Source organism: Kitasatospora sp. NPDC042419, assembly GCF_056437345.1.
Genome location: NZ_JBWKAW010000003.1, coordinates 473,563 through 495,769, shown reverse-complemented (window position 1 = coordinate 495,769; position 22,207 = coordinate 473,563). Strand labels below are relative to the sequence as shown.

Here is a 22,207-nt window from a genome sequence, read left to right as displayed (position 1 = left end):
GCGGCCCCGGCCGGCCGGGCGAACCCGGGGTGGCAGAGTGGGCGGCGTGAACGAGGAACTGCTGCGCGCCTGGCGGGCCGGAGCCGACGAGCCGGGGACGGTCCTGCTGGACGGGTTCCACCCGCTGAAGCACGCGCTGCGGTTCGGCGGCGCCGTCCGGCAGGTGCTGACCGCCGACCGGGCCGGGCTGCTGGCGCTCGCCGCCGAGCTGGCCCCGGACGTCGCGCCCGCGCTGGAGGAACTGGCCGCCGAACTGCCGGAGAAGGCGCTGCGCACGCTCGCGCCCCGGCTCCACCCGACCGGCGTGATCGCGCTGGCCGCCCGGCCGACCGCCGAGGCCAACCGGGCCGCGCTGGCCCGCCGGCCGCGGTCGGCGCCGGTCGTGCTGCTGGAGGACCCGCGCAACCTGGGCAACGTCGGCGCGGTGATCCGGCTGGCGGCCGGCTTCGGCGCGGCCGGCGTGGTGACCACCGGGGACCTCGACCCCTGGCACCCGAACGTGCTCCGGGGTAGCGCCGGCCTGCACTTCGCCACCGCGGTCGAGCGGCTGGCCCTGCCGGAGCTGCCCGCGGGCCCGCTGTACGTGCTGGACCCGGAGGGCGCGGACATCCGGGCGACCGCCTTCCCGGACGACGCGGTGCTCGCCTTCGGCACCGAGCGGCACGGCGTCTCGGCGGAGCTGAAGGCGCGCGCCGACCGGCTGGTCGCGGTGCCGATGCGGCCCGGGGTCTCCAGCTTCAACCTGGCGACCAGCGTGGCGATGGGGCTCTTCCACTGGATGTCGGGGCGCCCGCCCGGTGATCCCCTGCCGGGCGGGCGCCCGGACGTGCCCTAGCCGGGACGTGCCCCGGTGGGGCCCCGCCCCGGCCAGGGCGGGGCCCTAGGAGAAGAGCCGCTTCCAGGTGTCCGGGCCCGGGTAGCCGTCCGCCTCGGCGCCGCGCCAGCCCTGGGCCTCCTGGAAGGCCTGGACGTTGCGCCGGTCGGACTCGGTCCAGCGCGGGCCGGGGCCCTGCGTGTAGTGGCGGCCGTAGCCCTTGCGGACCAGCTGCTCGCCGAGCTGCCGGACGCCGTCGTTGACGGCGCCCGCGCCGAACGCGGCCCGGCCGGGGAAGGGCGGCACCCCGGTGCCGGTACCGGTGCCCGGGCCGACCGGGGGCGGCGGGAGCGGGGTCCCGCCGTCGATGTTCCGGCCCTTGCCGTTGACCAGGTGGTCCCAGGTGTCCTTGCCGGGGATGCCGTCCGCCTCGCTGCCGCGCCAGCCCTGGGCGAGCTGGAACGCCTCGGTGGCCCGCCGGTCGGACTCGCTCCAGCGCGGGCCGGGGCCCGTGCTGTAGAACCGGCCGCCGCCGCGCTGCACCAGCATCTGACCGAGCTTGGTGACGTAGGCGTTGTCCGCGCCGGGGCCGAACTTGTCGGCCCCGGGGAAGGCCGTCGAGGAGGAGCCGTCGCTGCTGCCGCCGCCGGTGGTCCCGCCGCCGTTCCCGCCGGGGGAGAGCGCCTTGTGGCGGTACGGGACGTACGAGCCGGAGTTGTTCCAGTAGGCGTACGGGGTGGACCGCTTGGTGGTGCCCGGTGAGGTCTGCTCGTACGCCAGGTAGCGGGTGCGGGTGGAGTCGGTCCAGCCGCCGAAGACGGTGACGTGCGAACCGGCCTGCGGGTCCGCAGGGTTGTTGTGGACGAGGATGTCGCCGGGCTGGAGGTCGGCCTTGGTGATCCGGTCGGCGAAGTCCGGCAGCGTCCAGGTGGTCTGGCTGCTGCCCAGGCCCCAGGCCATCGAGACGAAGCCGGAGCAGTCCTGGCGGTAGCCGTCCGACCAGTACCGGCTCATGCTGTACGGCACCTTCTGGTCGACCCAGCGCTGCGCCCGCTCGATGATCTGCGCCCGGGTGGGCGGCTGGGCGGCGGCGCGCGGGGAGGCGGGGCCGCGGGCGGACGGCGAGGTGCCGTGGAGGCCGCCGACCTCGCCCTGCGGGGTCTTCGGCTGGGCGGTGGTGGAGCCGCCGGGGGTGGGGCCCGGCGCGGGGGCCGCGGCGGCGCCGGCCGCGCCGCCGCCGAGGGCGGTGCCGACGGCGGCCATCAGTACGGCGGCCCGGCGGCGGACGCTGCGGGCTGCGGCGTGTCCGCCCTCGTGCACCGGTGCGGCGTGCAGCCGGGCGCGGCGGCGGGCGGCGCAGCCCCCGCATATGCAGTCGTCGTCCGGTTCGACCTCGTCGAACTCCAGCAACGCGGCCGGTCGGTCGGTCAGGCTCATACTCCGCCTCTTTCTCCTGGTCAGGCTGTCACCGCTGACGGCGTGACAGGACGGTCCTTCCCAGGGCGACAGCGCGTGTCATCGGGACCAAAGTCCCAAATCGGGCGGCCGGTCGGCGCGGCGGGCTGCGCCGACCGGGTGACGACCGTTCGGCGGCCCGGGCGTGGCGCGGGGGTGCGGGAGGCGGTAGTGCCGGTACGACCCGACGGTCGGTCAGCCTTCGGGGAGCCGGCTCCCGGCCCGCGGATTGGCCGGCGAGTACTCGGGGTCGGTCCAGGTCAGCGGCGTGGCGTCGGCCAGTTCGAGGACGCCGGTGACGGTCAGGTCGACCACCCTCTCGGCGCCCGGCAGGCCGGCCCGGGCGGGGTCGGACCAGTCGGTCCGGGCCTCGCCGGTGACCAGCAGCGACCCGCCGGTCTCCCAGTCCGGGATCAGCAGTCCGGCGCGCGGGTCGAGCTCCAGGTTGCCCAGGGTCATGAACATGCTGTTGCCCGCGTAGTCGGGCCAGCGCAGCCGGTCCGGTCCGAGCACCCGGAGGAAGCCCGGGTCGCCGCCCCGGTGGGAGGCGTCGACCCGGCCGTCCGGGCCGGCGGTGGTGACGAAGAAGGTGTCGGCGGTGGAGGCCAGCAGCTGCTGGGCGGTGCTCAGCGCGGAGCCGGCGGCGACCCGGCGGGGGGCGCCGGCGTCCGGGCGGTCCACCGGGCTGCGGCGCTGGATGTACTTCGGGCAGTTGGCGTAGACCTGGTCGGCGGTGATCACCAGGCCGCCCCGGCCGTCCGGTGCGGAGCGGCCGTTGAGCCGCATCCGGCGCCGGGCGGCCGGGTCCAGTGCGATGGTGCCGACCTCGGCGGGGCCGGCCAGGGCGGCGGCCAGCGGGTCGTCGTCGGCCGGGCGGGCGGCCACCGTCAGGGTCTGCTCGCCGGCGGCCCGGAGGAAGCCCGGTGCGCCGCTGAGCTGGGTGGCCCAGAGCCGGCCGTCGGCGTCGGCGGCGCCGACCACCAGCATCCGCCGCTCGGTCAGGAAGCGGGCGGCCACGGCCGGGATCGTGCTGCCGATGGCGCGTCCGGAGTGGTCGGCCCGGTCCAGCCGGCCGGCCCGGGCCTGGGCGGCCCGTTCGCCGGGGTGGTAGGGCGTGGCGGTGGTCATGGCGCGCCTCCCGGTGCTCGTCCGGTCTAGAAGAAGCCGCAGGTCGGGGCGGACTTGGCGGGGGCCTCGGCGCCCGTTCCGTCGACGCCCTGCGGGGTGTAGATCTCCAGTCGGATGCCGTCCGGGTCGGTGAAGAAGATCCCGCCGGAGGCCGCGCCCTCGCCGTGCGGGACGACGCCGTCGTAGGCGAAGGAGGCGTCCAGCTCGTGCAGCAGTGCCTCGGCGGCACGGACCTCGTCCAGCGAGTCGACCTGGAAGGAGAGGTGGTGCAGGCCGGGGGCGGCGGTGGCGAAGGTGCCCTCGCTCTGCTGCCAGAGGGTGAGCACGGGGCGGCCGTCGCGGCCGAGGAAGGCGAAGCGCTGCTCGGGGTCGGTGCCCTCCTTGAGCAGCTCCAGGCCGAGCACGCGCCGGTAGAAGGCCGTCGAGCGGACGAGGTCGGTGACGTTCAGGCCCACGTGGCCGGTCTGAAGGGTGCTGCTGATGGTGCCGGACATGCCTGACTCCCCTGGTCAGGGCGCCTTGGGGCGCCACTGGCTAACCGTTGTGAACGACAGTAATGGTTAGACTGGAGGTCGTCAACCGGTATCGGGAGGTGAAGTGGTTAGGCGTGGCGGCCATGGCGGGTCCATGACAATAGAGGGGTCGGGTGGAGCGGGCAGTCGGCGCCGGGCGGCGGCGGAGGGGCTACTCCCACTCCCAGCGGATGCCGATGTGGCCCGGCTGCTGGTCGGGGGCGAGCACGTGGGCGCTGGCCGACGCGCCGATCCAGAGCTGCTCGCGGCGGCGGTCGACGTCCGCACCCGGGTCGCGGTCGTACCGCTCGCAGTGCGCCGGCACCTTCGCCGGGTCGAAGTGCACCTGGAGCACGTACTCGCGCACCGGGGTCGCGAAGCGGCGGCTGTACTCCGTGGTCTCGGCACCGCCGGACGGGATCTCCACCTCGTACTCGAAGACCGTGCTGTCCCCGAGCCCCAGCGGCCGGTCCAGCATCACCTCGCCGACGATCAGGCCGGCGTCCGGGCGGCGGCGGACCCGGCCGAGCCGGCCGTGCCGGACCCCGGTGATCTCCGGGCAGCCGGTGGCCTCCTCGTCGGCCTTGTGCACGACCAGGCAGCGGGTCACCCCGGCCACCGTCGCCCGGACCACCTGCCGCATCCGCAGCAGGTTGCCGCGCCGGTCGGCGTCCACGTAGTACGAGTCGTGGATCGAGAGCCGCTCCAGCTCGCCGGCCGGCGGCGCGTCCAGCTCGGCGAAGACGTCGGCGATCTCCTGCTCACCCGGCCAGACGTCCTCCAGCCGCAGGTGGCTCGCGCTGGCGTTGGCGGCCCAGCGGCCGCGCGGCCGGGGCGGGCCGAGCAGCGAGGAGAGGGTGGAGTGCGGCAGGCCGAGCAGCTCCTCCAGCAGGTGCACGGCGCGCAGCGAGCTGGCCCGCTCGGGCTGGCTGCGCCCGCGCCGCCAGTAACTCAGCGTCGTGACACTGACCCTGACGCCCCGTTGGGCGAGGGCGGCCCGGATCCGGTCCAGGCTGAGGCCGCTGGCCTCGATCGCCAGGTGCAGGGTGTCGGCGAAGCCGCCGGTCGGGCTCGGGCGCCCGGCGGACGCGGTGGCGGGCGGTTGGAGGGCGGGCTGAACGGGGGCGGGCGCGCCGGGGCGCGGCCCGACCTGTCTCAGCCGTGCGTCCTGGGGGTTCTGTGAGGCCATGCGGTTACTCTCCCCACCGGGCGGATTCGGCAGAGCCGGTTCGGCGCCGGAGCGCGCCGTCAACGGCCTCGCCGAGCTGTGGGGAACCCTATGCACGGTCGAGAGGCTACGTCATCAGTCGTGCGGATGACAGTGGCCACGGTGGGTCGACCACAGGATGAGCGATCTTGAAACAGTGCGGAAACAGACGGCCCCGCCGGCGGCGGGGCCGACCGCTCCGGGCCGGTTCCGGGAGCGCGGGCCCGACGTAGACTCGGGGACCCGGGCGAGAGCGAGGGATGGCCGATGACGGACCGGAGAGCAGACCCGCGGGACCCGCGCCCGCTGACCGGCGAGCCGCTCGCGCTCGACCTGCTGAACACGCGCTGGGCGGGCACGCCGGTGAACGACCTGCTGGACGAGCCGGACGGGTACGAGATCTGGCTCTCCTCGGCCGGGCTGGCCGGACGCTGCGCGGCCGACGCGGCCGGACTGGCCGCCGTCCGGGAGGCCCGGGGGGCGCTGGCGGCCGCGGTGCGGGACCTCGACGGAAGCGGCGGGGTCGGGGCGGCGGCGCTGGCCGGGCTGGACGCGGTGCTGCGGCACGGGCGGGTCCGGCGGGAGGCCTCGGCGACGGGCGCGGTGGACCGGGTCGAGGTGGACGGGCCCGAGCGGCTGGCGGCCTGGCTGGCGGTGGACGACTTCCTGGGGCTGCTGGGACAGGGGCCGCAGCGGATCAAGAAGTGCGCGCACGAGGCGTGCATCCTGCACTTCTTCGACACCTCGCAGAACGGCCGGCGGCGGTGGTGCTCGATGGCGGTGTGCGGCAACCGGGCGAAGGCGGCACGGCACTACGAGAAGGTGCACGGCTAGGACCGTGGGCGGGCACCCCGGAAGGTGCCCGCCGCAGGGGTTCCGGCGGCGGCCGTCAGGCCGGCTGTCCCAGCCAGTCGGTGAGGGCGGCGCGGAGCTCGCCCCGGCCCGGGTCGACGGCCGCCCAGGCGGCGTAGCCGTCGGGGCGGATCAGCAGGACGGTGTCGCGCAGCTTGCCGTGCGGGTCGGCCGGGGCGGCGGTGGTCAGCCGGTCCGCCCACGGCTCGGCGGCGGCCAGCTCGTCATTGCTGACCAGCACGAACCTCCCGGCGCGGAGCGCCTCGTAGAGCCGCTCGGGGGCGGCCGGACCGCCCTCGCGCGGCGGCTCCAGACCGGTCAGCCGCAGGTCCGGGACGCGCTTGCCGACCAGCGGGTGGGAGTCCTTGGGCGCCGGGTACGCGATGCCGATGCCGGAGACGGTGCGGGCGCCGCGCTCCGCGACCACGTCGAGGTGGTCGGCGAGCGAGGCGAGCGCGCCGCGCAGCGCCCGGGTGGCCGCGGACTGGGCGAGGGCGAGCCGGATCAGCGCGCCGGAGCTGCGCAGCACCGCCTTGCCGACCGGGTGCCGCTCGGTCTGGTAGGTGTCGAGCAGCGCGTCGGTGGCCCGGCCCCGGAGGGCGGCGACGAGCTTCCAGGAGAGGTTGGCGGCGTCCTGGAGGCCGGTGTTCATGCCCTGGCCGCCGGCCGGGGAGTGGCAGTGGGCCGCGTCGCCGGCCAGGAAGACCCGCCCGGAGCGGTAGTTGGGGACCTGCCGCTCGTCGCTGTGGAAGGTGGAGCTCCAGCGGGCGTCGTGCAGGCCGTAGTCCTCGCCGAGCGCGCCGAGGGCGACGGCGGCGATCCGGTCGAGCGACGGCGGGGTGCCGTCGGGGCGCTCCTCGGTGCGGTCCCAGGCGATGATCCGGTACCAGCCGTCGCCGAACGGCACCAGGAAGGCGAAGCCGTTCTCGTTGGCGCCGACGGTGACGGCCTCGTCGGGCTCGCGCTCCAGCCGGACGTCGGCCAGCAGGACGGAGTTGACCACGGACTCGCCCGGGAAGGGGATGCCGAGCAGGTCGCGGACGGCGGAGTGGACGCCGTCGGCGCCGACCGCGTAGCGGGCCCGGTGGGTGGTGACGGCGCCGTTCTCCAGGGCCTCGACGGTGACGCCCTCGGCGTCCTGGCGCAGGGCGACCACCTCGGCGCCGCGCAGGACGGTCGCGCCGGCCTTGACCGCGCGGTCGTGCAGCAGCTGCTCGGTCCGGTACTGCGGGGTGATCAGGACGAACGGGAAGCGGCTGGGGAGTTCACCGAGGTCGACCCGGAACTTGTCGAAGATCTTCAGTGAGGTGAGCGGGCGGCCGGTGGCGATGAGGTCGTCGGCCAGGCCGCGGGCGTCGAGGAGTTCGAGGCTGCGGGCGTGCACGGCGAAGGCCCGGGTGAGGTTGGACTCGGTGCCGCGCTTCTCCAGGACGGTGACCCCGATCCCGGCGGCGGCGAGGTCTCCGGCCAGCAGCAGGCCGGTCGGTCCGGCGCCGACGATCAGGACGTCGGTGACGGTCTGCTTCGCGGTCATGTGTCAGCTCCCGGTGCTCGGACAGAGGTTGGACGCCGCGTTCGGCGTGCTCCCGGCCTCCATCATCGCCGCCCCGGGGTGGCGCTGTGAATTCTCCGGGCCCCGGTGGCGTCCGGGGCCCGGAGGGAGGGCGGTCACCCGCGCGGGGCGGGCGGCGCTCAGCTGTGGCGGCGGACCTCCACCGTGCGGAACCGGTTGGCGACGAACGCGCCGTCGCAGTAGGCGGAGTTGGCGGCCGGGTTGGCGCCGGTGCCGTGCAGGTCGGAGAAGGCGGCGGTCTGGTTGGCGTACACCCCGCCGGTGAGGTTGAGCGAGAGCGAGACGCCGGAGTCGAGCGCGGCCCCGACCAGGGCGGCCTCGACCTCGGGCGAGGTGGTGTAGCCGGCCGCGGTCATCGCGCCCTGGGTGCGGACGGTGTCGCGGAGCAGGTCGACGGCGGCGGCGGTGTTCTCGACGGCGACGGCGAACGAGACCGGGCCGAAGCACTCGCTGCGGAAGACCGCCCGGTCGTCCGGTTTGTCGGCGTCCAGCTTGACCAGGGCGGGGGTGCGGACGGCCGCGCCGGGGAACTCCGGCGACTCCACCACCCGCGGGGCGAGCGCCAGTTCGCCGTACTCGCCGCCGGCCGCGGCGACCGTGCGCTGGAGCACGCCGGGGTTGACCACGGCGCCCAGGATGGCGGCGGCGCGGGCGTCGTCGGAGAGCAGGCCCTCGATGGCGGCGGCGAGGTCGCCGACGACCTCGTCGTAGGACTTGGCGCCCTGGTCGGTCTCGATGCCGGTGCGCGGGATCAGCAGGTTCTGCGGGGTGGTGCACATCTGGCCGCTGTAGAGCGAGAGGGAGAAGGCCAGGTTGGCCAGCATGCCCTTGTAGTCGTCGGTCGAGTCGACGACCACGGTGTTCACGCCGGCCTTCTCGGTGTAGACCTCGGCCTGCCGGGCGTGCTCCTCCAGCCAGTCGCCGAAGGAGGTGGAGCCGGTGTAGTCGATCAGCTTGACCTCGGGGCGGACGGCGAGCGTCTGGGCGACCGTGCCGCCCTCGTGCTCGGCGGCCAGGCAGACCAGGTCGGCGTCGAAGCCGGCCTCGGTGAGGACCTCGCGGGCGATCCGGACGGTCAGCGCCAGCGGGAGGACGGCCCGCGGGTGCGGCTTGACCAGCACCGGGTTGCCGGTGGCGAGGGAGGCGAAGAGGCCGGGGTAGCCGTTCCAGGTGGGGAAGGTGTTGCAGCCGATCAGCAGCGCCAGGCCCCGCGGGACGACGGTGAACTCCTTGGTCATCACCAGCGGGTCGCGCTTGCCCTGCGGCTTGGTCCAGCCGGCGCTCTCCGGCAGCCGGGTCTGCTCGGCGTACGCGTAGGCGACCGCCTCCAGACCGCGGTCCTGGGCGTGCGGCCCGCCGGCCTGGAAGGCCATCGCGTAGGCCTGGCCGGTGGTGTGCATCACGGCGTTGGCGAACTCGTGCGAGCGGGCGTTGATCCGGGCGAGGATCTCCAGGCAGACGGCGGCCCGGGCGCGCGGGCCGGCGGCGGCCCAGGCCGGCTGGGCGGCGCGCAGCGCGGCGATCAGGGTGTCCGGCTCGGCGTGCGGGTAGCCGATGCCCAGCTCGACGCCGTACGGGGAGGCCTCGCCGCCGATCAGGTCGCCGTCGGCCGGGTGGCCGGGCAGCGCGAACGGCTGGTTGAGCAGTGCCTCGAAGGCGGCCTTGCCGTCCGCGGCGGCGCTCTCGCCGTAGGCCTTCGGGAACTCGGGGTAGGGCGACCAGTAGTCGCGCTTTGCGGCGGCGGCGAGTGCGGCGTCCAGGGTGGCCTGGTGGCGTTCGACGAGCTCGGCGACGACAGGGTGGGTGACCGCTGCGGACATCGTGTGCGCTCCTCAGAGGGGAGGACGGGACACGTCACAGGGTAACCGAACGATCGGTCGGCTCAAGAGGGCGGACGGAACCGGAGCGGGGAAACGCGAGGGGGCGCGTCCGGAGCGGACGCGCCCCCTGCTGCGGGCCGTGCGGGCGGGAGGGCGGCGGTTTACGGGATGCCCAGCTCGAAGATCACGTACCCGCCGTACCAGCCGGAGGCGGCCGCGCCGGTGCCGAGCACCGCGGCCAGCACCGGCCAGCTCAGCTTCCGCATCGCCACCGCCAGCGCGATGAGCAGCGGGAAGGCCGGCAGCAGGTAGCGCGAGGTGTTGCCGAAGATGCCCAGGCTGCCGAGCACCGAGACGATGGTGGCCAGCGTGTAGGCGGTCAGCACCAGCGGCGGGCGGAGCCGCACCAGCAGCACGATCAGCACCGGCAGGCTGAACACGATCAGCGTCGCCAGCATGTCGGCCGTGTGGTACGCGAACGGGTAGTCGTTGCGGCCCAGCAGGATCCCGCGGATCGCGTTCCAGGTGCCCTGGCCCCAGTCGAAGTAGTGCAGCCAGGCGTCCCGCTGGAGCGTGAAGTAGCCGCCCCACTCGCCCATCCGCCAGCCGACCCAGCCGACGTAGCCGAGCAGCCCGAGCGGCGCCAGCAGCATCGCGGCCAGCGGGCGCAGCACGCCGCTGTCCCGCCGGTACAGCTCGACCAGCGCGGCCAGGCCGACCGCGCCGATCAGCGCCGCCGAGGTCGGCCGGTTGAGGCCGGCGACCAGGGTGATCACACCGGCGGCGACCCACTGCTTGGTCATCACGCAGTAGCAGGACCAGGCGGCCAGCGCGATGAACAGGGAGTCCGAGTAGAGCGCCCACTCGGCGCCCGAGCCCGGGGCGATCGCCCACAGCCCGGCCGCGACCACGCCGGCCCGCGGCCCGGCCAGCTTGTCGACCACGGCGTAGATGCCGGCCGCCGCGAACAGCGAGGCCACCACCGAGATCAGCATCCCGGCGCCGTACAGGCCCAGCCCGGTGCCGTCCGAGACCAGCCGCATCAGACCCGGGTAGAGCGGGAAGAACGCGGCCGAGTTCTGCTCGATCGTGAACCCCGGGGTGCCGTTCGGGACGGCCACCAGCGCCGGGTGGTAGCCGAACTGGGCGACCTGCTGGTACCACCAGCCGTCCCAGCTGGCCAGGACGTCCCACGGGTTGGCGCCGCCGCCGAAGCGGGGGTGCTTCTCCAGGTAGTCCCCGGAGAAGGAGAGCAGCTTCATGAAGACGGTGAAGCCGACCAGCTTCAGGACGGCGTAGCACCAGACGGCCGGGCCGAAGCGGAGGACCACCCCGCGGGCACGCTCGCGCCAGTCGACGCCGGGTTCGGTCGCCGACTCGTCGCTGCGCTGTTCGGGCACGTCGGAGGCGACCGCCGGTATTGCGCTCATCAGACTGGACCCCACCCTGCTCGGCCGTGGACGGATCGTCCGCCGAGTCTAGGGCGTGGCCCTTCCCTTTGGTGTGGACCAGGCCACCCGGGCGCACCCGCGCTGGGCCGGGCGGGGATACTCGGGGGATGGCCGATCACACCTCGCGCACCGCCTACACCGTGGAGTCCCTGCTCGCGGTGACCGTCGACGTCTTCAACGAGCGCGGCTACGACGGCACCTCGATGGAGGACCTGTCGCGTGCGGCCGGCATCTCCAAGTCGTCGATCTACCACCACGTGCGCGGCAAGGAGGAACTGCTCCGGCTGGCCGTCGGGCGGGCCCTGGACGGGCTGTCCGCGATCCTGGCGGAGCCGGGCGCGGTCGAGGGTCCTGCGGTCGAGCGGCTGGAGCACGTGGTGCGGCGGACCGCCGAGGTGCTGCTGGAGGAGCTGCCGTACGTCACCCTGCTGCTCCGGGTGCGCGGGAACACGGCCACCGAGCAGTGGGCGCTGGAGCGGCGGCGGGAGTTCGACCACCAGGTGGCCGAGCTGCTGCGGGCCGCGGTCGCGGACGGCTCGCTGCGGGCGGACGTCGAGCCGCGGCTGGCGACCCGGCTGCTGTTCGGCATGATCAACTCGATCGTCGAGTGGTACCGGCCGGGCCTCAAGGGGGCCGACGGGGTCGCGGACGCGGTGGTCCACCTGGCCTTCGACGGCCTGCGCGCCCGCGCCTGACCCGAGCCGACCCGAAGGGCGCCCGCCCGCCCCGCCGACCCCGGCCACGCACCCAACCCCACAGCACACGCCCACCCCGCCAAGCCCCGCCACGCACCGAACCCGCCCCGAGCCGAAGGGCCGCGCCGGTGCCGAAAGGAAGGAGCGAGGAGGCCGCGAGGAACGAGCGGCATTGGAGCGACGACCGTCGGCACCGGATCAAGCGGCCCGGAGGCGAGCGGGCGACAACACAGCCCGGAGGCGAGCGGGCGACTAGAGCGGCGGGACCTGGTCGGTCTCCTCGAAGACCAGCATGGTGCGGGTGCCGAGCACCTGGGGGATGGACTGGATGCGGTTGAGCACGAGCTCCCGCAGGGCGTGGTTGTCGGCGGTGTGGACCAGCAGCAGCACGTCGAAGTCGCCGCCGACCAGGGCGATGTGCGCGACCCCGGGGAGGGCCAGCAGCTGCTCGCGGACCGTCCGCCAGGAGTTCTGCACGATTTTCAGGGTGATGTACGCGGATGCGCCCTGACCTGCGCGTTCGTGGTCGACCCTGGCTGTGAAGCCGCGAATGACGCCGTCCTCGACCATCCTGGAGATCCGGGCGTACGCATTGGCCCGGGACACGTGCACCCGCTCGGCCACCGAGCGGATCGAGGCGCGACCGTCCTGCTGCAGCAGCCGCAGGATCGCCCGGTCGACCCGGTCGAGTCTGGACGTCTGTTCAGTCGACATGACCCCCCACCCTCAACGATTGGACACACTGCCACCAGTCGACCGCCACCCGGGCCGATTGTCCACCACCTTGTCACGCTTCTGGTCAAGATGAACAGACGACCGAACAATCGGTAGGGAGCCCCCGCCACCCCTGGAGGTGCCCGAGATGACCGTTCTCGACCACAGACACCACACGGCGTTGCCCGGCTGGCTGCCCGGGGCCACCGCCCCGCGCACCGACCCGGCCCCGCTCCTCCCGGACGCCGCTCCCGTCCGCGTGCTCGGTACCCCCGCGCTGGAGAAGTACGACCCCGCGCTGCTCCGCGAGCTGTACCGCCGCCTGGTGGTCGGCCGCCGCTACAACCAGCAGGCCACCACCCTCACCAAGCAGGGCCGGCTGGCCGTCTACCCGGCCTCCACCGGCCAGGAGGCCTGCCAGGTCGCCGCCGCGCTGGCGCTCGGCGAGCAGGACTGGCTCTTCCCCAGCTACCGGGACACCCTCGCGGTGGTCTCCCGCGGCATCGATCCGCTGGAGGCGCTCACCCTGCTGCGCGGCAACGCCCACACCGGGTACGACCCGCGCGCCGGCCGCACCGCGCCGCTGTGCACCCCGCTGGCCACCCAGGCCCCGCACGCCGTGGGGCTGGCGCACGCCGCGCGGCTGAGCGGCGATCCGGTGGTCGCGCTCGCGCTGCTCGGTGACGGCGGCACCAGCGAGGGCGACTTCCACGAGGCGCTCAACTTCGCCGCGGTGCTGCAGGCCCCGGTGGTGTTCCTGGTCCAGAACAACGGCTACGCGATCTCCGTACCGCTCAGCGCGCAGTCGGCGGCCCCGAGCCTGGCCCACAAGGCCGTCGGCTACGGGATGCCCGGCCGGCTGGTCGACGGCAACGACGCGCCGGCCGTGCACAGCGTGCTCGCCGAGGCGGTCGAGCGGGCCCGGACCGGCGGCGGGCCGACCCTGGTCGAGGCGCTCACCTACCGGGTCGAGGCGCACACCAACGCCGACGACGCCACCCGGTACCGGAACGAGGCCGAGGTCGCCGCCTGGCGGGAGCACGACCCGATCCTGCTGATGGAGCGCTCCCTGCGGGGGCTCGGGGTGCTGGACGACGCCCTGGTGCAGGAGGCGGCCGACGAGGCCGAGGCGCTGGCGGCCCGGATGCGCGCCGAGTTCCACGCCGAGCCGGAGCTGGACCCGATGTCCCTGTTCGCCCACGTCTACGCCGAGCCGACCCCGCAACTGCGCGAGCAGGCTGCGCAGTTGGCCGAGGAGCTGGCCGCCGAGGCCGAGGTGCAGCACTGATGACCTCCCACCTGTCGTCCACCCCCGTCCTGGGCGGGTCCGCGGCGCGGCGCCCCGCCGCCGCACCGGACCGCACCGCCGGCGTCCGTACGTCCAGCATGGCCCAGGCGCTCAACTCCGCGCTGCGCGACGCCATGCGCGAGGACCCGGCCGTGCACGTGCTCGGCGAGGACGTCGGCGCGCTCGGCGGCGTCTTCCGGATCACCGACGGGCTGACCGCCGAGTTCGGCCAGGACCGCTGCCTGGACACCCCGCTGGCCGAGGCGGGCATCCTCGGCACCGCCGTCGGCATGGCCATGTACGGGCTGCGCCCGGTGGTCGAGATGCAGTTCGACGCCTTCGCCTACCCGGCGCTGGAGCAGCTGTTCTCGCACGTCGCCAAGATGCGCAACCGCACCGCCGGCCGGCTGCCGCTGCCGATCATCGTGCGCATCCCGTTCGGCGGCGGCATCGGCGGCGTGGAGCACCACAGCGACGCCTCCGAGGCGTACTACACCGCGACCCCCGGCCTGCACGTGGTCACGCCGGCCACGGTGGCCGACGCGTACGGTCTGCTGCGGGCCTCGATCGCCTCGGACGACCCGGTGGTCTTCCTGGAGCCCAAGCGGATGTACTGGGGCAAGACCGAGTTCGACCCGGCCGTGCCCGTCGAGCCGATCGGGCGGGCCGTGCTCCGGCGGACCGGGACCTCCGCCGTGCTGATCACCTACGGTCCCTCGCTGCCGGTCTGCCTGGAGGCGGCCGAGGTGGCGAAGGCCGAGGGCCGCGACCTCGCGGTGCTGGACCTGCGCACCCTGGTGCCGTTCGACGACGAGACGGTCTGCCGGGTGGTGCGCTCGATCGGCCGGGCCGTGGTGGTGCACGAGGCCGGCGGCTTCGGCGGGACCGGAGCGGAGATCGCCGCCCGGGTCACCGAGCGCTGCTTCCACCACCTGGCCGCGCCGGTGCTGCGGGTCACCGGCTTCGACATCCCGTACCCGCCGCCGATGCTGGAGCACCACCACCTGCCCGGGGTGGACCGGATCCTGGACGCGGTCGCCCGGCTGCAGTGGGAGGACTGAGGATGATGCCCGTCGTACGGGAGTTCACCCTGCCCGATCTCGGTGAGGGACTCACCGGGGCCGAGGTGGTGCGCTGGCTGGTCGAGGTCGGCGAGGTGATCGCGGTCGACCAGCCGGTGGTGGAGGTGGAGACCGCGAAGGCGGTGGTCGAGGTGCCCTGCCCGTACGGCGGGGTGGTGACCGCGCTGTTCGGTGAGGTCGGTGAGGAGGTGGCGGTCGGCGCGCCGCTGGTGACGGTCGCGGTGTCGCCGGGCGAGGGTGTGCCGCCGCTCGCGGCGGTGTCGGCGGGCGGGTCGGAGCTCGCCGCGGAGGTGGAGCGGCCGCTGGTCGGGTACGGGGTCGCGGAGCCGGGGCGGGTCGGCCGGCGGCGCCGGGTCGGCGGGTCCGCCCCCGGTGCGCCGGTGTCCGCGCCCGCACCCGCGCCCGCGCCGGTCGCGGTCGCGGTTGCGGCGCCCGTGCCGTCGGCGTCGCCGGTCGCGGTGGCGGCCGTTGCGGCGGGCCCGGTCGTGCTGCCCGTGATCTCGCCGCTGGTACGACGGCTGGCCCGGGAGCAGGGTGTCGACCTGGCGGCGGTCACCGGCAGCGGGCCGGACGGACTGATCATGCGTGCGGACGTCGAACGGGCGGTCGCGGCGAAGGTGGTGGCCCCGGTGGTCGCTCCGGCGGTGGCCCCGGCGGCGTCCGCACCGTCCGCCGAGGGGGTCGTGCCGCTGCGCGGCCTGCGGAAGGCGGTGGCCGAGAAGCTCAGCCGCAGCCACCGGGAGATTCCCGCCGCGACCTGCTGGGTGGACGCCGATGCGACCGAACTGATGGCGCTGCGACGCCAGTTGAACGCGGCGCCGGGGCCGAAGGTGAGCGTGCTGGCCCTGCTCGCCCGGATCTGCACCGCTGCGCTGGAGCGCTTCCCCGAGCTCAACTCCAGCGTGACCGGCGATGGTTCGGGAATCCTGCGGCACTCCGCGGTGCACCTGGGCTTCGCCGCGCAGGGCGAGCGCGGGCTGGTCGTGCCGGTCGTGCGGGACGCCCAGCGGCTCTCCACCGAGCAACTCGGCGCCGAGCTGGGCCGGTTGACGGAGGCTGCGCGGACCGGGTCGATCGCCCCGGCCGAGCTGACCGGGGGCACGTTCACGCTGAACAACTACGGGGTGTTCGGCGTGGACGGTTCCACCCCGATCCTCAACCACCCCGAGGCGGCGATGCTCGGCGTCGGCCGGATCGTCGCCAAACCCTGGGTCCACCAGGGGGAGTTGGCTGTGCGTGAGGTGACCCAGCTGTCCTTCACCTTCGACCACCGGGTCTGTGACGGCGGTACGGCGGGAGGGTTTCTGCGGTTCGTCGCGGACTGCGTGGAGCAGCCGGGGGTGCTGTTGCGGCAGCTTTGAGCTGGGAGGGGTCGCCCTGGGTGGTGGCTGTGCCACCCAGGGTGCCCGCGGATCGAGTGAGAGTAGCGCGTTCGAGGGGCGGGTGTCCGGGATTCGCGCGACTTGTCGGATGAGCAGTTCGGGCGTGCCACGCTGCCTAGGCGTCAACAGGGACAAGCCAGGTGGTGGCGCAGGCCGGCCGGAGGCGAAACGATTCTCTTGGGTACTCGAAACGTTGCGGTGAAGTCCCGCAGAACACTCCTGGTCCGTACGGGACACGGTTCGGCAGCGGTCGCGGCCGTTCCGGGCCTGCCGGACGCGGCGCCGGTGCCGCCCCCCGCGCCGCTGGATCCGCCGGACCTCCCGCCGGTTCATCCGCCGGTTCATCCTCCTGTCCACCCGTCGGTCCACCCGCCGACGAGTCCGCCCGCGGCCGGACCGGAGGTCCCGCCGGGTGCGGTCGCCGCCGCCGAGCCGGTGCGGGCCGTCCGGCCGGTGATCCCGGACCCGCCGGCCGCGCCGCCCGTCGTCCCGCCCGTCGTCCCGCCCGTCATCCCGCCGCCGCCCGCCGCGCCGCCCGCCGTCCTCGCCGCGGCGGCCGTGCCCGCTCCGGCGCCGCCCGCCCCCGCGTCCTTCGCCGGGTCCGTGCCGTCCGTCGCCCCGTCGCCGCCCCCGTCGCCCCGGCCACACCCGACCGGGCCGGTGACGGGCCCCGCGGTCGGGCCCGTGATCGAGCCGCTGTTCACCCGCGCGCCCGGCCTCAACTGGGCCGGCCCGGGCGACCAGTGGTCCCGTGCCTGGGCACTGCAGACGCTCGGTGACGCCGCGTCCGCCCCGGCGCCCGCCCCCGCGGCGGCGCCCGCCCCGGCGCCCGTGCCCGACCTCCGGACGGCGGCCGACCCGCAGGCGGGGGCCGAACAGCCGCCCACCGCACGGGACATCGAGCTGATCAGGACCAGCCTGGCCGTGGTCGAGCCGGTCGCCGACCGCGCCACCGCCCACTTCTACGCTCTGATCTTCCTGCACCACCCCGAGGTCCGCGCGCTCTTCCCGGCCGCGATGGACGTCCAGCGCGACCGCCTCTTCCGCGCTCTGCTGATGGCCGCCCGCAGCGCCGACGACCCCGACGGCCTGCGCACCCGGCTGGGCGCGCTCGGCCGGGGCCACCGCCGGTACGGCACCCTGACCGGCCACTACGGCCCGGTCGGCGAGTGCCTGGTGGCGGCGCTGGCCCGGTACGCGGGCACCCGGTGGACCGCCGAGACCGAGCTGGCCTGGCGCCGGGTCTACCGGCTGGTCTCCTCGATCATGATCCAGGCCGCCGAGGAGGACGCCCGGACCTCGCCGGCCTGGTGGCAGGGCGAGGTGGTCGCGCACGAGCTCCGGACCCCGGACGTCGCGGTGCTCACCGTCCGCCCCGACCAGGCGTACCCGTACCGGGCCGGGCAGTACACCAGCCTGGAGACGCCCTGGTGGCCGCGGGTCTGGCGGCACTTCTCGTTCGCCTCGGCGCCCCGGCCGGACGGTCTGCTGACCTTCCACGTCAAGGCGGTGCAGGCGGGTTGGGTGAGCAACGCGCTGGTGCACCGGGCCGCGCCCGGGGACGTCCTGCGGCTCGGTCCGGCGGCCGGCGGGATGACCCTCGACCACGGTGCCGGCGCGGACCTGCTGCTGCTGGGCGGCGGCACCGGCATCGCCCCGGTCCGGGCGCTGGTCGAGGAGGTGGCCGAGCACGGCGCCGCGGGGCGTTCGGTGGAGGTCTTCTACGGGGCGCGGCAGGCCGCCGAGCTGTACGAGCTGGCGGCGCTGCGCGAGCTGGCCGAGCGGCACGACTGGCTCTCGGTCCGCCCGGTGCTGTCCGGCCCCGCGCCGCTGGCGTCCGTGGCCGGACCGGCCGGACCGGCCGGGCGGCTTTCGGAGGCGGGCCTGCTCACCGGTGAACTCCCGGAGGTGGTGGGCAGGTTCGGCCCGTGGACCGGCCGGGACGCGTTCCTCAGCGGGCCGCCCGCGATGGTCCGGCGCGCGGTCGGCGTGCTGCTGCGGGCCGGGGTCCCGGCGGAGCGGATCCGGCACGACCTGGTGGGTGACCAGGCGGCCGGATAGCAGCCGGCCGGGCTCCGCGGGCCCGGCGGGTCCGGGCGGCGTCGGGCCCCTGCGGACGGGGTCAGGCCAGGTCGGGGGCGAGCAGGGCGCGGACGCCCTCGATGTTGGCGGCCAGGTACGCCCGCAGGCTCGGCGGCACCACGTTGACCGAGGTGACGCCCTCGCGGGTGAACGGCACCCGGACGACCTCGTACGCGCCGTTCGGCGTTTCGACCTCGGGCCCGTGACGGCGGCTGAGGTCCATCGAGGCGAGCCGGCAGACGAAGAAGTGCTGCACCTTGACCCCGTGCGGGTGGAGCAGGGTGCCGTCGTCGTGGTGGGTGTGGCTGATGGTGTCGACGAACGCGGGCACGACGTCGACCACCTTGCCGCCGAGCTCCTCGTCGACCTCGCGGTGCAGGGCCTCGACCACGGTGCGGTCGTCGCGCTCGACGCCGCCGCCCGGGGTGATCCAGTACGGGTGCGGTGAGCCCGGCCGGGTCCGCTTGATCAGCACGATCGACGCCGGTCCGTACGGGTCGCCCGGGTCCACCTCCAGCAGGATCGCCCGGGCGGTTCGTTTGACGACGGGGCGAGGCGGGGTGCGCATGGCGGCCTCCGGGGCTGGAGCGTTGTGCGGGAGTCTCCCGCGGCCCGGGCGGGCCGAAACGCGGCCCGCCCGGGGTGCGTCCGTTCGGGGAGGGTTCGGAGCCGGGATGGATCTTGGATAGCGAAGATGAACCTTAAACGGATCTTTGAATTGCATTCATCGTTGCTATCTTGCCTTTGATTCAAAGGATTTTGCCGAGTGAACAGTGCAAGAGTGATTGCAGCGGCGTCGTGGCTGTGCTGCAATGAGCGACTATCGGGCAAACCGGAGCGATTCACTCCGCATGCCCTCCTGTGCAATGACTCGGGCTGGGGGCAGGGCGTGGCCATGGATCGGACCGCAGAGCGCACGTCACCGGCGCCACGGCGCGCGGGTTCCGCGGGTCCGACCGCCCCTTCGGGTTCGACGAGCCTGACGAGCCCTTCGAGTCCGACCGGCCCTTCGAGTCCGTCGGGTCCCGCCCGCAAGGAGCGGCAGCCCACCCTGATCGCCTCGGTCCAGCGGGCGCTGCGACTGCTGGAGGCGGTCGGGGGGTTCCTCCAGGGGGCCACCGCCAAGCAGCTCGCCCGCGCCGCCGGACTCCCGCTCGGCACCACGTACCACCTGCTGCGCACCCTGACCCACGAGGGCTACCTGCGGCGGGCCGACGGCCGCTTCTACTACGGCGACTCGGTCGACGGGATAGGCCGGGCCGACGACCGGCAGTCCGAACGCTTCGACCTGCGCGCCCGGATGGAGCGGTTACGCGACGAGTTGGGCGCCGCCGTCTACTTCGCGCTCTACCGGGACGGCGAGATCACCGTGGTCGACGTCGCGGCCGGTGCGCACCAGCCCGCCGTCGAACCGTGGGCCGACTTCCGGGCCACCGCCCACGCCCACGCCATCGGCCAGTGCCTGCTGGGCCAGCTGCCGGAGGAGGCCAGGCGCGACCACCTCGCCCGCCACCCCCCGGTCGGCCTCACCCCCTCCACCCTCACCGACGAGTCGGCCGTGCTGCGCCGGCTCGCCGCGCTCCGGCCCACCATGCCCGTGGTCGAGCGCCAGGAGTACGCGCTCGGCACCGTCTGCGCGGCCGTCCCCATCACCGTCGGCTCGGTGGTCGCCACCATGGCGCTCTCGCTGCCGGTGGAGCAGGTCGACCGGCTCGCCGCGGCGGCCGGGCAACTGCGCCGCAGCGTCGGCGCGATGACGCCGTCGTTCGTCCTCTGACGCCCCCGGCCGGCCCGGCCTGTCCCGCACGGGGCCCCTCGTTCACCATTTGAAAAAGCACGTCTTGTCCACTACGTCCCCAAACGTGGACGATGAGGATGGACGTACCGCACGCACCCCCTCCCCTTGTCAGCGAACTGCACCGCCCGGCCGCCTGCGGGACCCGCAGCACGCACGGCCGGGCAGAACGAGAGGTACCGGCGCCATGCAGCACAGCACAGTCCAGGGCCGCCTGATGATGAACCTGGTGGTCTCGCACGAGCTCTCCTTCCGCATCGCGGTCGACCTCGCGTACGACGCCGTCGACCCGTACGCGGTCCGCTTCACCTTCCACCTGCCCGGCGACGAGCCGGTGGCCTGGGTGTTCGGGCGCGAGCTGCTGCTCGACGGGATCGGCCGGCCGGCCGGCGAGGGCGACGTGCACATCCATCCGGTCGGCGGGGAACTCGCCGAGGTGTGCGTCGTGCTGCACTCCCCCGAGGGGGACGCCGTGCTGCGCGCCCCGGCACCGCCGCTGGTCGCGTTCCTGGCCCGCACCGACCGGCTGGTGCCGATGGGCCAGGAGACCACCGCCGGCGAACTCGACGCCCAACTCGCACTCATCCTCCGGGGGCATGAGAACGCCGGGTGACCGGCCGCGCTCCGCCGGAGCGGCCGGCACCCGGGTCGGAAGCGGGAAGAAGAAGGGCCCCTCCCCGGTCGTCACCGGGTGGGGGCCCTTGCTCGCGGGCGGGCACGGCGGCTCGCTCAGTCGTCGTCGAGGGCGAGGCTGAGGCCCCAGGAGACCAGGCTGATGATCAGCGCGCCGAACAGCGCCGCCCAGAAGCCGTCGACGTGGAAGTTCAGGTCGAGCTTGTCCGAGGCCCAGGAGGTCAGCCAGAGCATCAGCGCGTTCACGACGAAGGTGAACAGGCCCAGGGTGAGGATGAACAGCGGGAAGGAGAAGAACTTCACCACCGGCTTGATCAGCCAGTTCACCACCCCGAAGAGCAGCGCCACGGCGATCACCGTGAGCGTCTTGTGCTGCCAGTCGTCCCCGGTCAGCGAGATCGCGGGGACGATCCAGGCGGCGACCCAGATGGCCGCCGCGTTGATCAGTGTCTTGATGAGGAAACCCTTCATGGGGCCAGCGTCCCAGGTCGGTCAAGGGGCGGGCGACGGCCCTGACCCGGATGTTTGGTGTTGAATGCCCCTGGACCGAGGCCCGGACGAGGAGGGGTGCCCCGATGAAGGTGTTCCGACTGGACGCACTGGACGCCGAACGCGCCGCCAACGACGGCGCGTACCTGCGGTTCCTGCGCGAACCCCGGATGTCCGCCGGCCTCTACGCGCTCTCCCCCGGCGACACCGATCCGCAGACCGCGCACGCCCAGGACGAGATCTACCAGGTGGTCAGCGGCCGGGCCGAACTGACCGTCGGGGACGAGACGACCACGGTGGGCCGGGGCACCGTCGTCTACGTGCCGGCCGGGGTGCCGCACCGGTTCCACCACATCACCGAGGAACTGCGGGTGCTGGTGGTGTTCTCCCCGCCGGAGGACTGAACCGGGGAGGGCACCGGGGGTCAGGACCCCCGGGGACCGGACCCGTGGGGGCCGGACCCGCCGGTTAGGGTCGGGGCATGAGCCTGAGCCTGACGGAAGAACTCTGGGCGGCGATCGAGCCGGTCTACGCCGAGATCCTCGACCACCCCTTCATCGCCGGCCTCACCGACGGCACCCTGCCGCGCGAGGCCTTCCGCCACTTCGTCGTGCAGGACTCGCACTACCTGCGGGACTACGCCCGCGCGCTCGCCGTCTGCGCGGCCAAGGCGCCGGGCGAGGAGGAGGTGCGGGCCTTCGCCGACGACGCGATCGGCGCGCTGGCGGCGGAGCAGGGGATGCACGCCGAGTTCCTCGACGCCTTCGGCGACACCGCCGAGGAGGCCGCCGCCGAACCGGTGCTGCCCACCACCCGCGCCTACACCAGCTACCTGCTCGCCACCGTCTACGGCGGCTCGTTCGCGGAGGCGGTCGGCGCGGTGCTGCCCTGCTACTGGATCTACGCCCGGGTCGGCGACCGGCTGCTCGCCCAGGGGTCCCCGGACCCGCTCTACGCGAAGTGGATCGCCACCTACGGCGACGAGGCGTTCCAGTCGGTGGTGCGGCGGGTGCTGGCGCTCACCGACCGGCTCGGCGAGGAGATCTCCCCGGCCGAACGGCGGCGCGTGGTGGAGCACTTCGTCACCACCTCGCGGTACGAGTGGATGTTCTGGGACGCCGCGTGGCGGCGGGAGACCTGGCCGGTCTGACCCTGCCGCGGGCTCTTCCCCGCAGGTCGTTCCCGGTGCTCCGGGCGGTGAGCCGACCGGGGCTCCGACCACGGCTCCGACCGGG

Annotated in this window: 21 protein-coding genes; 11 read left to right on the top strand and 10 right to left on the bottom strand. The window is 74.4% G+C overall.

Features of this window, described 5'->3' with window-relative positions; translation table 11 throughout:
* Window positions 1–46: 46 nt before the first annotated feature.
* On the top strand, window positions 47–835 hold the full coding sequence (locus AC067J_RS09580; protein WP_478297331.1) for a TrmH family RNA methyltransferase: 789 nt from the start codon (window positions 47–49) through the stop codon (window positions 833–835).
* 45 nt (window positions 836–880) lie between these two features.
* On the opposite strand, the gene AC067J_RS09575 is transcribed toward AC067J_RS09580, so the two are convergent.
* From AC067J_RS09575 to AC067J_RS09560, 4 genes are all read right to left on the bottom strand, one after another.
* Complete coding sequence (locus AC067J_RS09575; protein WP_478297330.1) at window positions 881–2,251, bottom strand: peptidoglycan-binding protein; 1,371 nt, start codon at window positions 2,249–2,251, stop codon at window positions 881–883.
* Between the two features lie 213 nt (window positions 2,252–2,464).
* On the bottom strand, window positions 2,465–3,397 hold the full coding sequence (locus AC067J_RS09570; RefSeq protein WP_478297329.1) for a pyridoxamine 5'-phosphate oxidase family protein: 933 nt from the start codon (window positions 3,395–3,397) through the stop codon (window positions 2,465–2,467).
* A gap of 26 nt (window positions 3,398–3,423) precedes the next feature.
* Window positions 3,424–3,891, bottom strand: coding sequence for a VOC family protein (locus AC067J_RS09565; RefSeq protein WP_478297328.1), 468 nt, complete (start codon window positions 3,889–3,891; stop codon window positions 3,424–3,426).
* Window positions 3,892–4,081: 190 nt separating this feature from the next.
* Window positions 4,082–5,098, bottom strand: a complete 1,017-nt coding sequence (locus AC067J_RS09560) for a hypothetical protein (protein WP_478297327.1) — start codon at window positions 5,096–5,098, stop codon at window positions 4,082–4,084.
* A gap of 285 nt (window positions 5,099–5,383) precedes the next feature.
* Between AC067J_RS09560 and AC067J_RS09555 the strand changes: the two genes are divergently transcribed.
* Window positions 5,384–5,950, top strand: a complete 567-nt coding sequence (locus tag AC067J_RS09555) for a CGNR zinc finger domain-containing protein (RefSeq protein WP_478297326.1) — start codon at window positions 5,384–5,386, stop codon at window positions 5,948–5,950.
* Window positions 5,951–6,005: 55 nt separating this feature from the next.
* On the opposite strand, the gene AC067J_RS09550 is transcribed toward AC067J_RS09555, so the two are convergent.
* The 3 genes from AC067J_RS09550 to AC067J_RS09540 form a co-directional block, all read right to left on the bottom strand.
* A complete protein-coding gene (locus AC067J_RS09550; protein ID WP_478297325.1) occupies window positions 6,006–7,502 on the bottom strand; it encodes an FAD-dependent monooxygenase in 1,497 nt (498 codons plus the stop codon).
* 158 nt (window positions 7,503–7,660) lie between these two features.
* On the bottom strand, window positions 7,661–9,361 hold the full coding sequence (paaN, locus tag AC067J_RS09545; protein ID WP_478297324.1) for a phenylacetic acid degradation protein PaaN: 1,701 nt from the start codon (window positions 9,359–9,361) through the stop codon (window positions 7,661–7,663).
* A 161-nt stretch (window positions 9,362–9,522) separates the two neighbouring features.
* A complete protein-coding gene (locus AC067J_RS09540; protein WP_478297323.1) occupies window positions 9,523–10,791 on the bottom strand; it encodes a hypothetical protein in 1,269 nt (422 codons plus the stop codon).
* A gap of 128 nt (window positions 10,792–10,919) precedes the next feature.
* Between AC067J_RS09540 and AC067J_RS09535 the strand changes: the two genes are divergently transcribed.
* Entirely contained in the window at window positions 10,920–11,507 is a 588-nt protein-coding gene (locus AC067J_RS09535) for a TetR/AcrR family transcriptional regulator (RefSeq protein WP_478297322.1), read from the top strand.
* 252 nt (window positions 11,508–11,759) lie between these two features.
* On the opposite strand, the gene AC067J_RS09530 is transcribed toward AC067J_RS09535, so the two are convergent.
* On the bottom strand, window positions 11,760–12,221 hold the full coding sequence (locus AC067J_RS09530) for an Lrp/AsnC family transcriptional regulator (protein WP_478297321.1): 462 nt from the start codon (window positions 12,219–12,221) through the stop codon (window positions 11,760–11,762).
* A 148-nt stretch (window positions 12,222–12,369) separates the two neighbouring features.
* Between AC067J_RS09530 and pdhA the strand changes: the two genes are divergently transcribed.
* From pdhA to AC067J_RS09510, 4 genes are all read left to right on the top strand, one after another.
* Window positions 12,370–13,509, top strand: coding sequence for a pyruvate dehydrogenase (acetyl-transferring) E1 component subunit alpha (gene pdhA / locus AC067J_RS09525; protein WP_478297320.1), 1,140 nt, complete (start codon window positions 12,370–12,372; stop codon window positions 13,507–13,509).
* A gap of 98 nt (window positions 13,510–13,607) precedes the next feature.
* Window positions 13,608–14,570: an alpha-ketoacid dehydrogenase subunit beta gene (locus tag AC067J_RS09520; RefSeq protein ID WP_478297382.1), complete on the top strand. Its 963-nt coding sequence runs from the start codon at window positions 13,608–13,610 to the stop codon at window positions 14,568–14,570.
* A gap of 5 nt (window positions 14,571–14,575) precedes the next feature.
* Window positions 14,576–15,952: a dihydrolipoamide acetyltransferase family protein gene (locus AC067J_RS09515; protein ID WP_478297381.1), complete on the top strand. Its 1,377-nt coding sequence runs from the start codon at window positions 14,576–14,578 to the stop codon at window positions 15,950–15,952.
* A gap of 705 nt (window positions 15,953–16,657) precedes the next feature.
* Window positions 16,658–18,034, top strand: a complete 1,377-nt coding sequence (locus AC067J_RS09510; protein WP_478297319.1) for a globin domain-containing protein — start codon at window positions 16,658–16,660, stop codon at window positions 18,032–18,034.
* A gap of 61 nt (window positions 18,035–18,095) precedes the next feature.
* Here the strand turns inward: AC067J_RS09510 and AC067J_RS09505 are convergent, their stop codons facing one another.
* Complete coding sequence (locus AC067J_RS09505; protein ID WP_478297318.1) at window positions 18,096–18,623, bottom strand: NUDIX domain-containing protein; 528 nt, start codon at window positions 18,621–18,623, stop codon at window positions 18,096–18,098.
* Window positions 18,624–18,950: 327 nt separating this feature from the next.
* Between AC067J_RS09505 and AC067J_RS09500 the strand changes: the two genes are divergently transcribed.
* Together AC067J_RS09500 and AC067J_RS09495 are read left to right on the top strand one after the other, a co-directional pair.
* Window positions 18,951–19,832: an IclR family transcriptional regulator gene (locus AC067J_RS09500; RefSeq protein ID WP_478297317.1), complete on the top strand. Its 882-nt coding sequence runs from the start codon at window positions 18,951–18,953 to the stop codon at window positions 19,830–19,832.
* Window positions 19,833–20,037: 205 nt separating this feature from the next.
* Complete coding sequence (locus AC067J_RS09495; RefSeq protein WP_478297316.1) at window positions 20,038–20,463, top strand: SsgA family sporulation/cell division regulator; 426 nt, start codon at window positions 20,038–20,040, stop codon at window positions 20,461–20,463.
* Window positions 20,464–20,579: 116 nt separating this feature from the next.
* On the opposite strand, the gene AC067J_RS09490 is transcribed toward AC067J_RS09495, so the two are convergent.
* Window positions 20,580–20,954, bottom strand: coding sequence for a phage holin family protein (locus AC067J_RS09490; RefSeq protein WP_478297315.1), 375 nt, complete (start codon window positions 20,952–20,954; stop codon window positions 20,580–20,582).
* A 104-nt stretch (window positions 20,955–21,058) separates the two neighbouring features.
* Here AC067J_RS09490 and AC067J_RS09485 point away from each other — a divergent pair, with 104 nt between their 5' ends.
* Together AC067J_RS09485 and tenA are read left to right on the top strand one after the other, a co-directional pair.
* Window positions 21,059–21,376: a cupin domain-containing protein gene (locus tag AC067J_RS09485; RefSeq protein ID WP_478297314.1), complete on the top strand. Its 318-nt coding sequence runs from the start codon at window positions 21,059–21,061 to the stop codon at window positions 21,374–21,376.
* Window positions 21,377–21,453: 77 nt separating this feature from the next.
* Window positions 21,454–22,122 (top strand): thiaminase II, encoded by a 669-nt coding sequence (gene tenA / locus AC067J_RS09480; RefSeq protein WP_478297313.1) that lies wholly within the window; start codon window positions 21,454–21,456, stop codon window positions 22,120–22,122.
* The last annotated feature ends 85 nt before the right edge of the window (window positions 22,123–22,207 follow it).

Excerpts from the sequence above, each read along its gene's own strand:
- AC067J_RS09575 (WP_478297330.1), bottom strand. The coding sequence starts at position 2,251 with ATGAGCCTGACCGACCGACCGGCCGCGTTGCTGGAGTTCGACGAGGTC.
- AC067J_RS09535 (WP_478297322.1), top strand. The coding sequence starts at position 10,920 with ATGGCCGATCACACCTCGCGCACCGCCTACACCGTGGAGTCCCTGCTC.
- AC067J_RS09565 (WP_478297328.1), bottom strand. The coding sequence starts at position 3,891 with ATGTCCGGCACCATCAGCAGCACCCTTCAGACCGGCCACGTGGGCCTG.
- AC067J_RS09530 (WP_478297321.1), bottom strand. The coding sequence starts at position 12,221 with ATGTCGACTGAACAGACGTCCAGACTCGACCGGGTCGACCGGGCGATC.
- pdhA (WP_478297320.1), top strand. The coding sequence starts at position 12,370 with ATGACCGTTCTCGACCACAGACACCACACGGCGTTGCCCGGCTGGCTG.
- AC067J_RS09520 (WP_478297382.1), top strand. The coding sequence starts at position 13,608 with ATGGCCCAGGCGCTCAACTCCGCGCTGCGCGACGCCATGCGCGAGGAC.
- AC067J_RS09500 (WP_478297317.1), top strand. The coding sequence starts at position 18,951 with ATGGATCGGACCGCAGAGCGCACGTCACCGGCGCCACGGCGCGCGGGT.
- AC067J_RS09550 (WP_478297325.1), bottom strand. The coding sequence starts at position 7,502 with ATGACCGCGAAGCAGACCGTCACCGACGTCCTGATCGTCGGCGCCGGA.
- AC067J_RS09515 (WP_478297381.1), top strand. The coding sequence starts at position 14,576 with ATGCCCGTCGTACGGGAGTTCACCCTGCCCGATCTCGGTGAGGGACTC.
- AC067J_RS09485 (WP_478297314.1), top strand. The coding sequence starts at position 21,059 with ATGAAGGTGTTCCGACTGGACGCACTGGACGCCGAACGCGCCGCCAAC.
- AC067J_RS09495 (WP_478297316.1), top strand. The coding sequence starts at position 20,038 with ATGCAGCACAGCACAGTCCAGGGCCGCCTGATGATGAACCTGGTGGTC.
- AC067J_RS09540 (WP_478297323.1), bottom strand. The coding sequence starts at position 10,791 with ATGAGCGCAATACCGGCGGTCGCCTCCGACGTGCCCGAACAGCGCAGC.
- AC067J_RS09490 (WP_478297315.1), bottom strand. The coding sequence starts at position 20,954 with ATGAAGGGTTTCCTCATCAAGACACTGATCAACGCGGCGGCCATCTGG.
- paaN (WP_478297324.1), bottom strand. The coding sequence starts at position 9,361 with ATGTCCGCAGCGGTCACCCACCCTGTCGTCGCCGAGCTCGTCGAACGC.
- AC067J_RS09560 (WP_478297327.1), bottom strand. The coding sequence starts at position 5,098 with ATGGCCTCACAGAACCCCCAGGACGCACGGCTGAGACAGGTCGGGCCG.
- AC067J_RS09505 (WP_478297318.1), bottom strand. The coding sequence starts at position 18,623 with ATGCGCACCCCGCCTCGCCCCGTCGTCAAACGAACCGCCCGGGCGATC.
- tenA (WP_478297313.1), top strand. The coding sequence starts at position 21,454 with ATGAGCCTGAGCCTGACGGAAGAACTCTGGGCGGCGATCGAGCCGGTC.
- AC067J_RS09555 (WP_478297326.1), top strand. The coding sequence starts at position 5,384 with ATGACGGACCGGAGAGCAGACCCGCGGGACCCGCGCCCGCTGACCGGC.
- AC067J_RS09570 (WP_478297329.1), bottom strand. The coding sequence starts at position 3,397 with ATGACCACCGCCACGCCCTACCACCCCGGCGAACGGGCCGCCCAGGCC.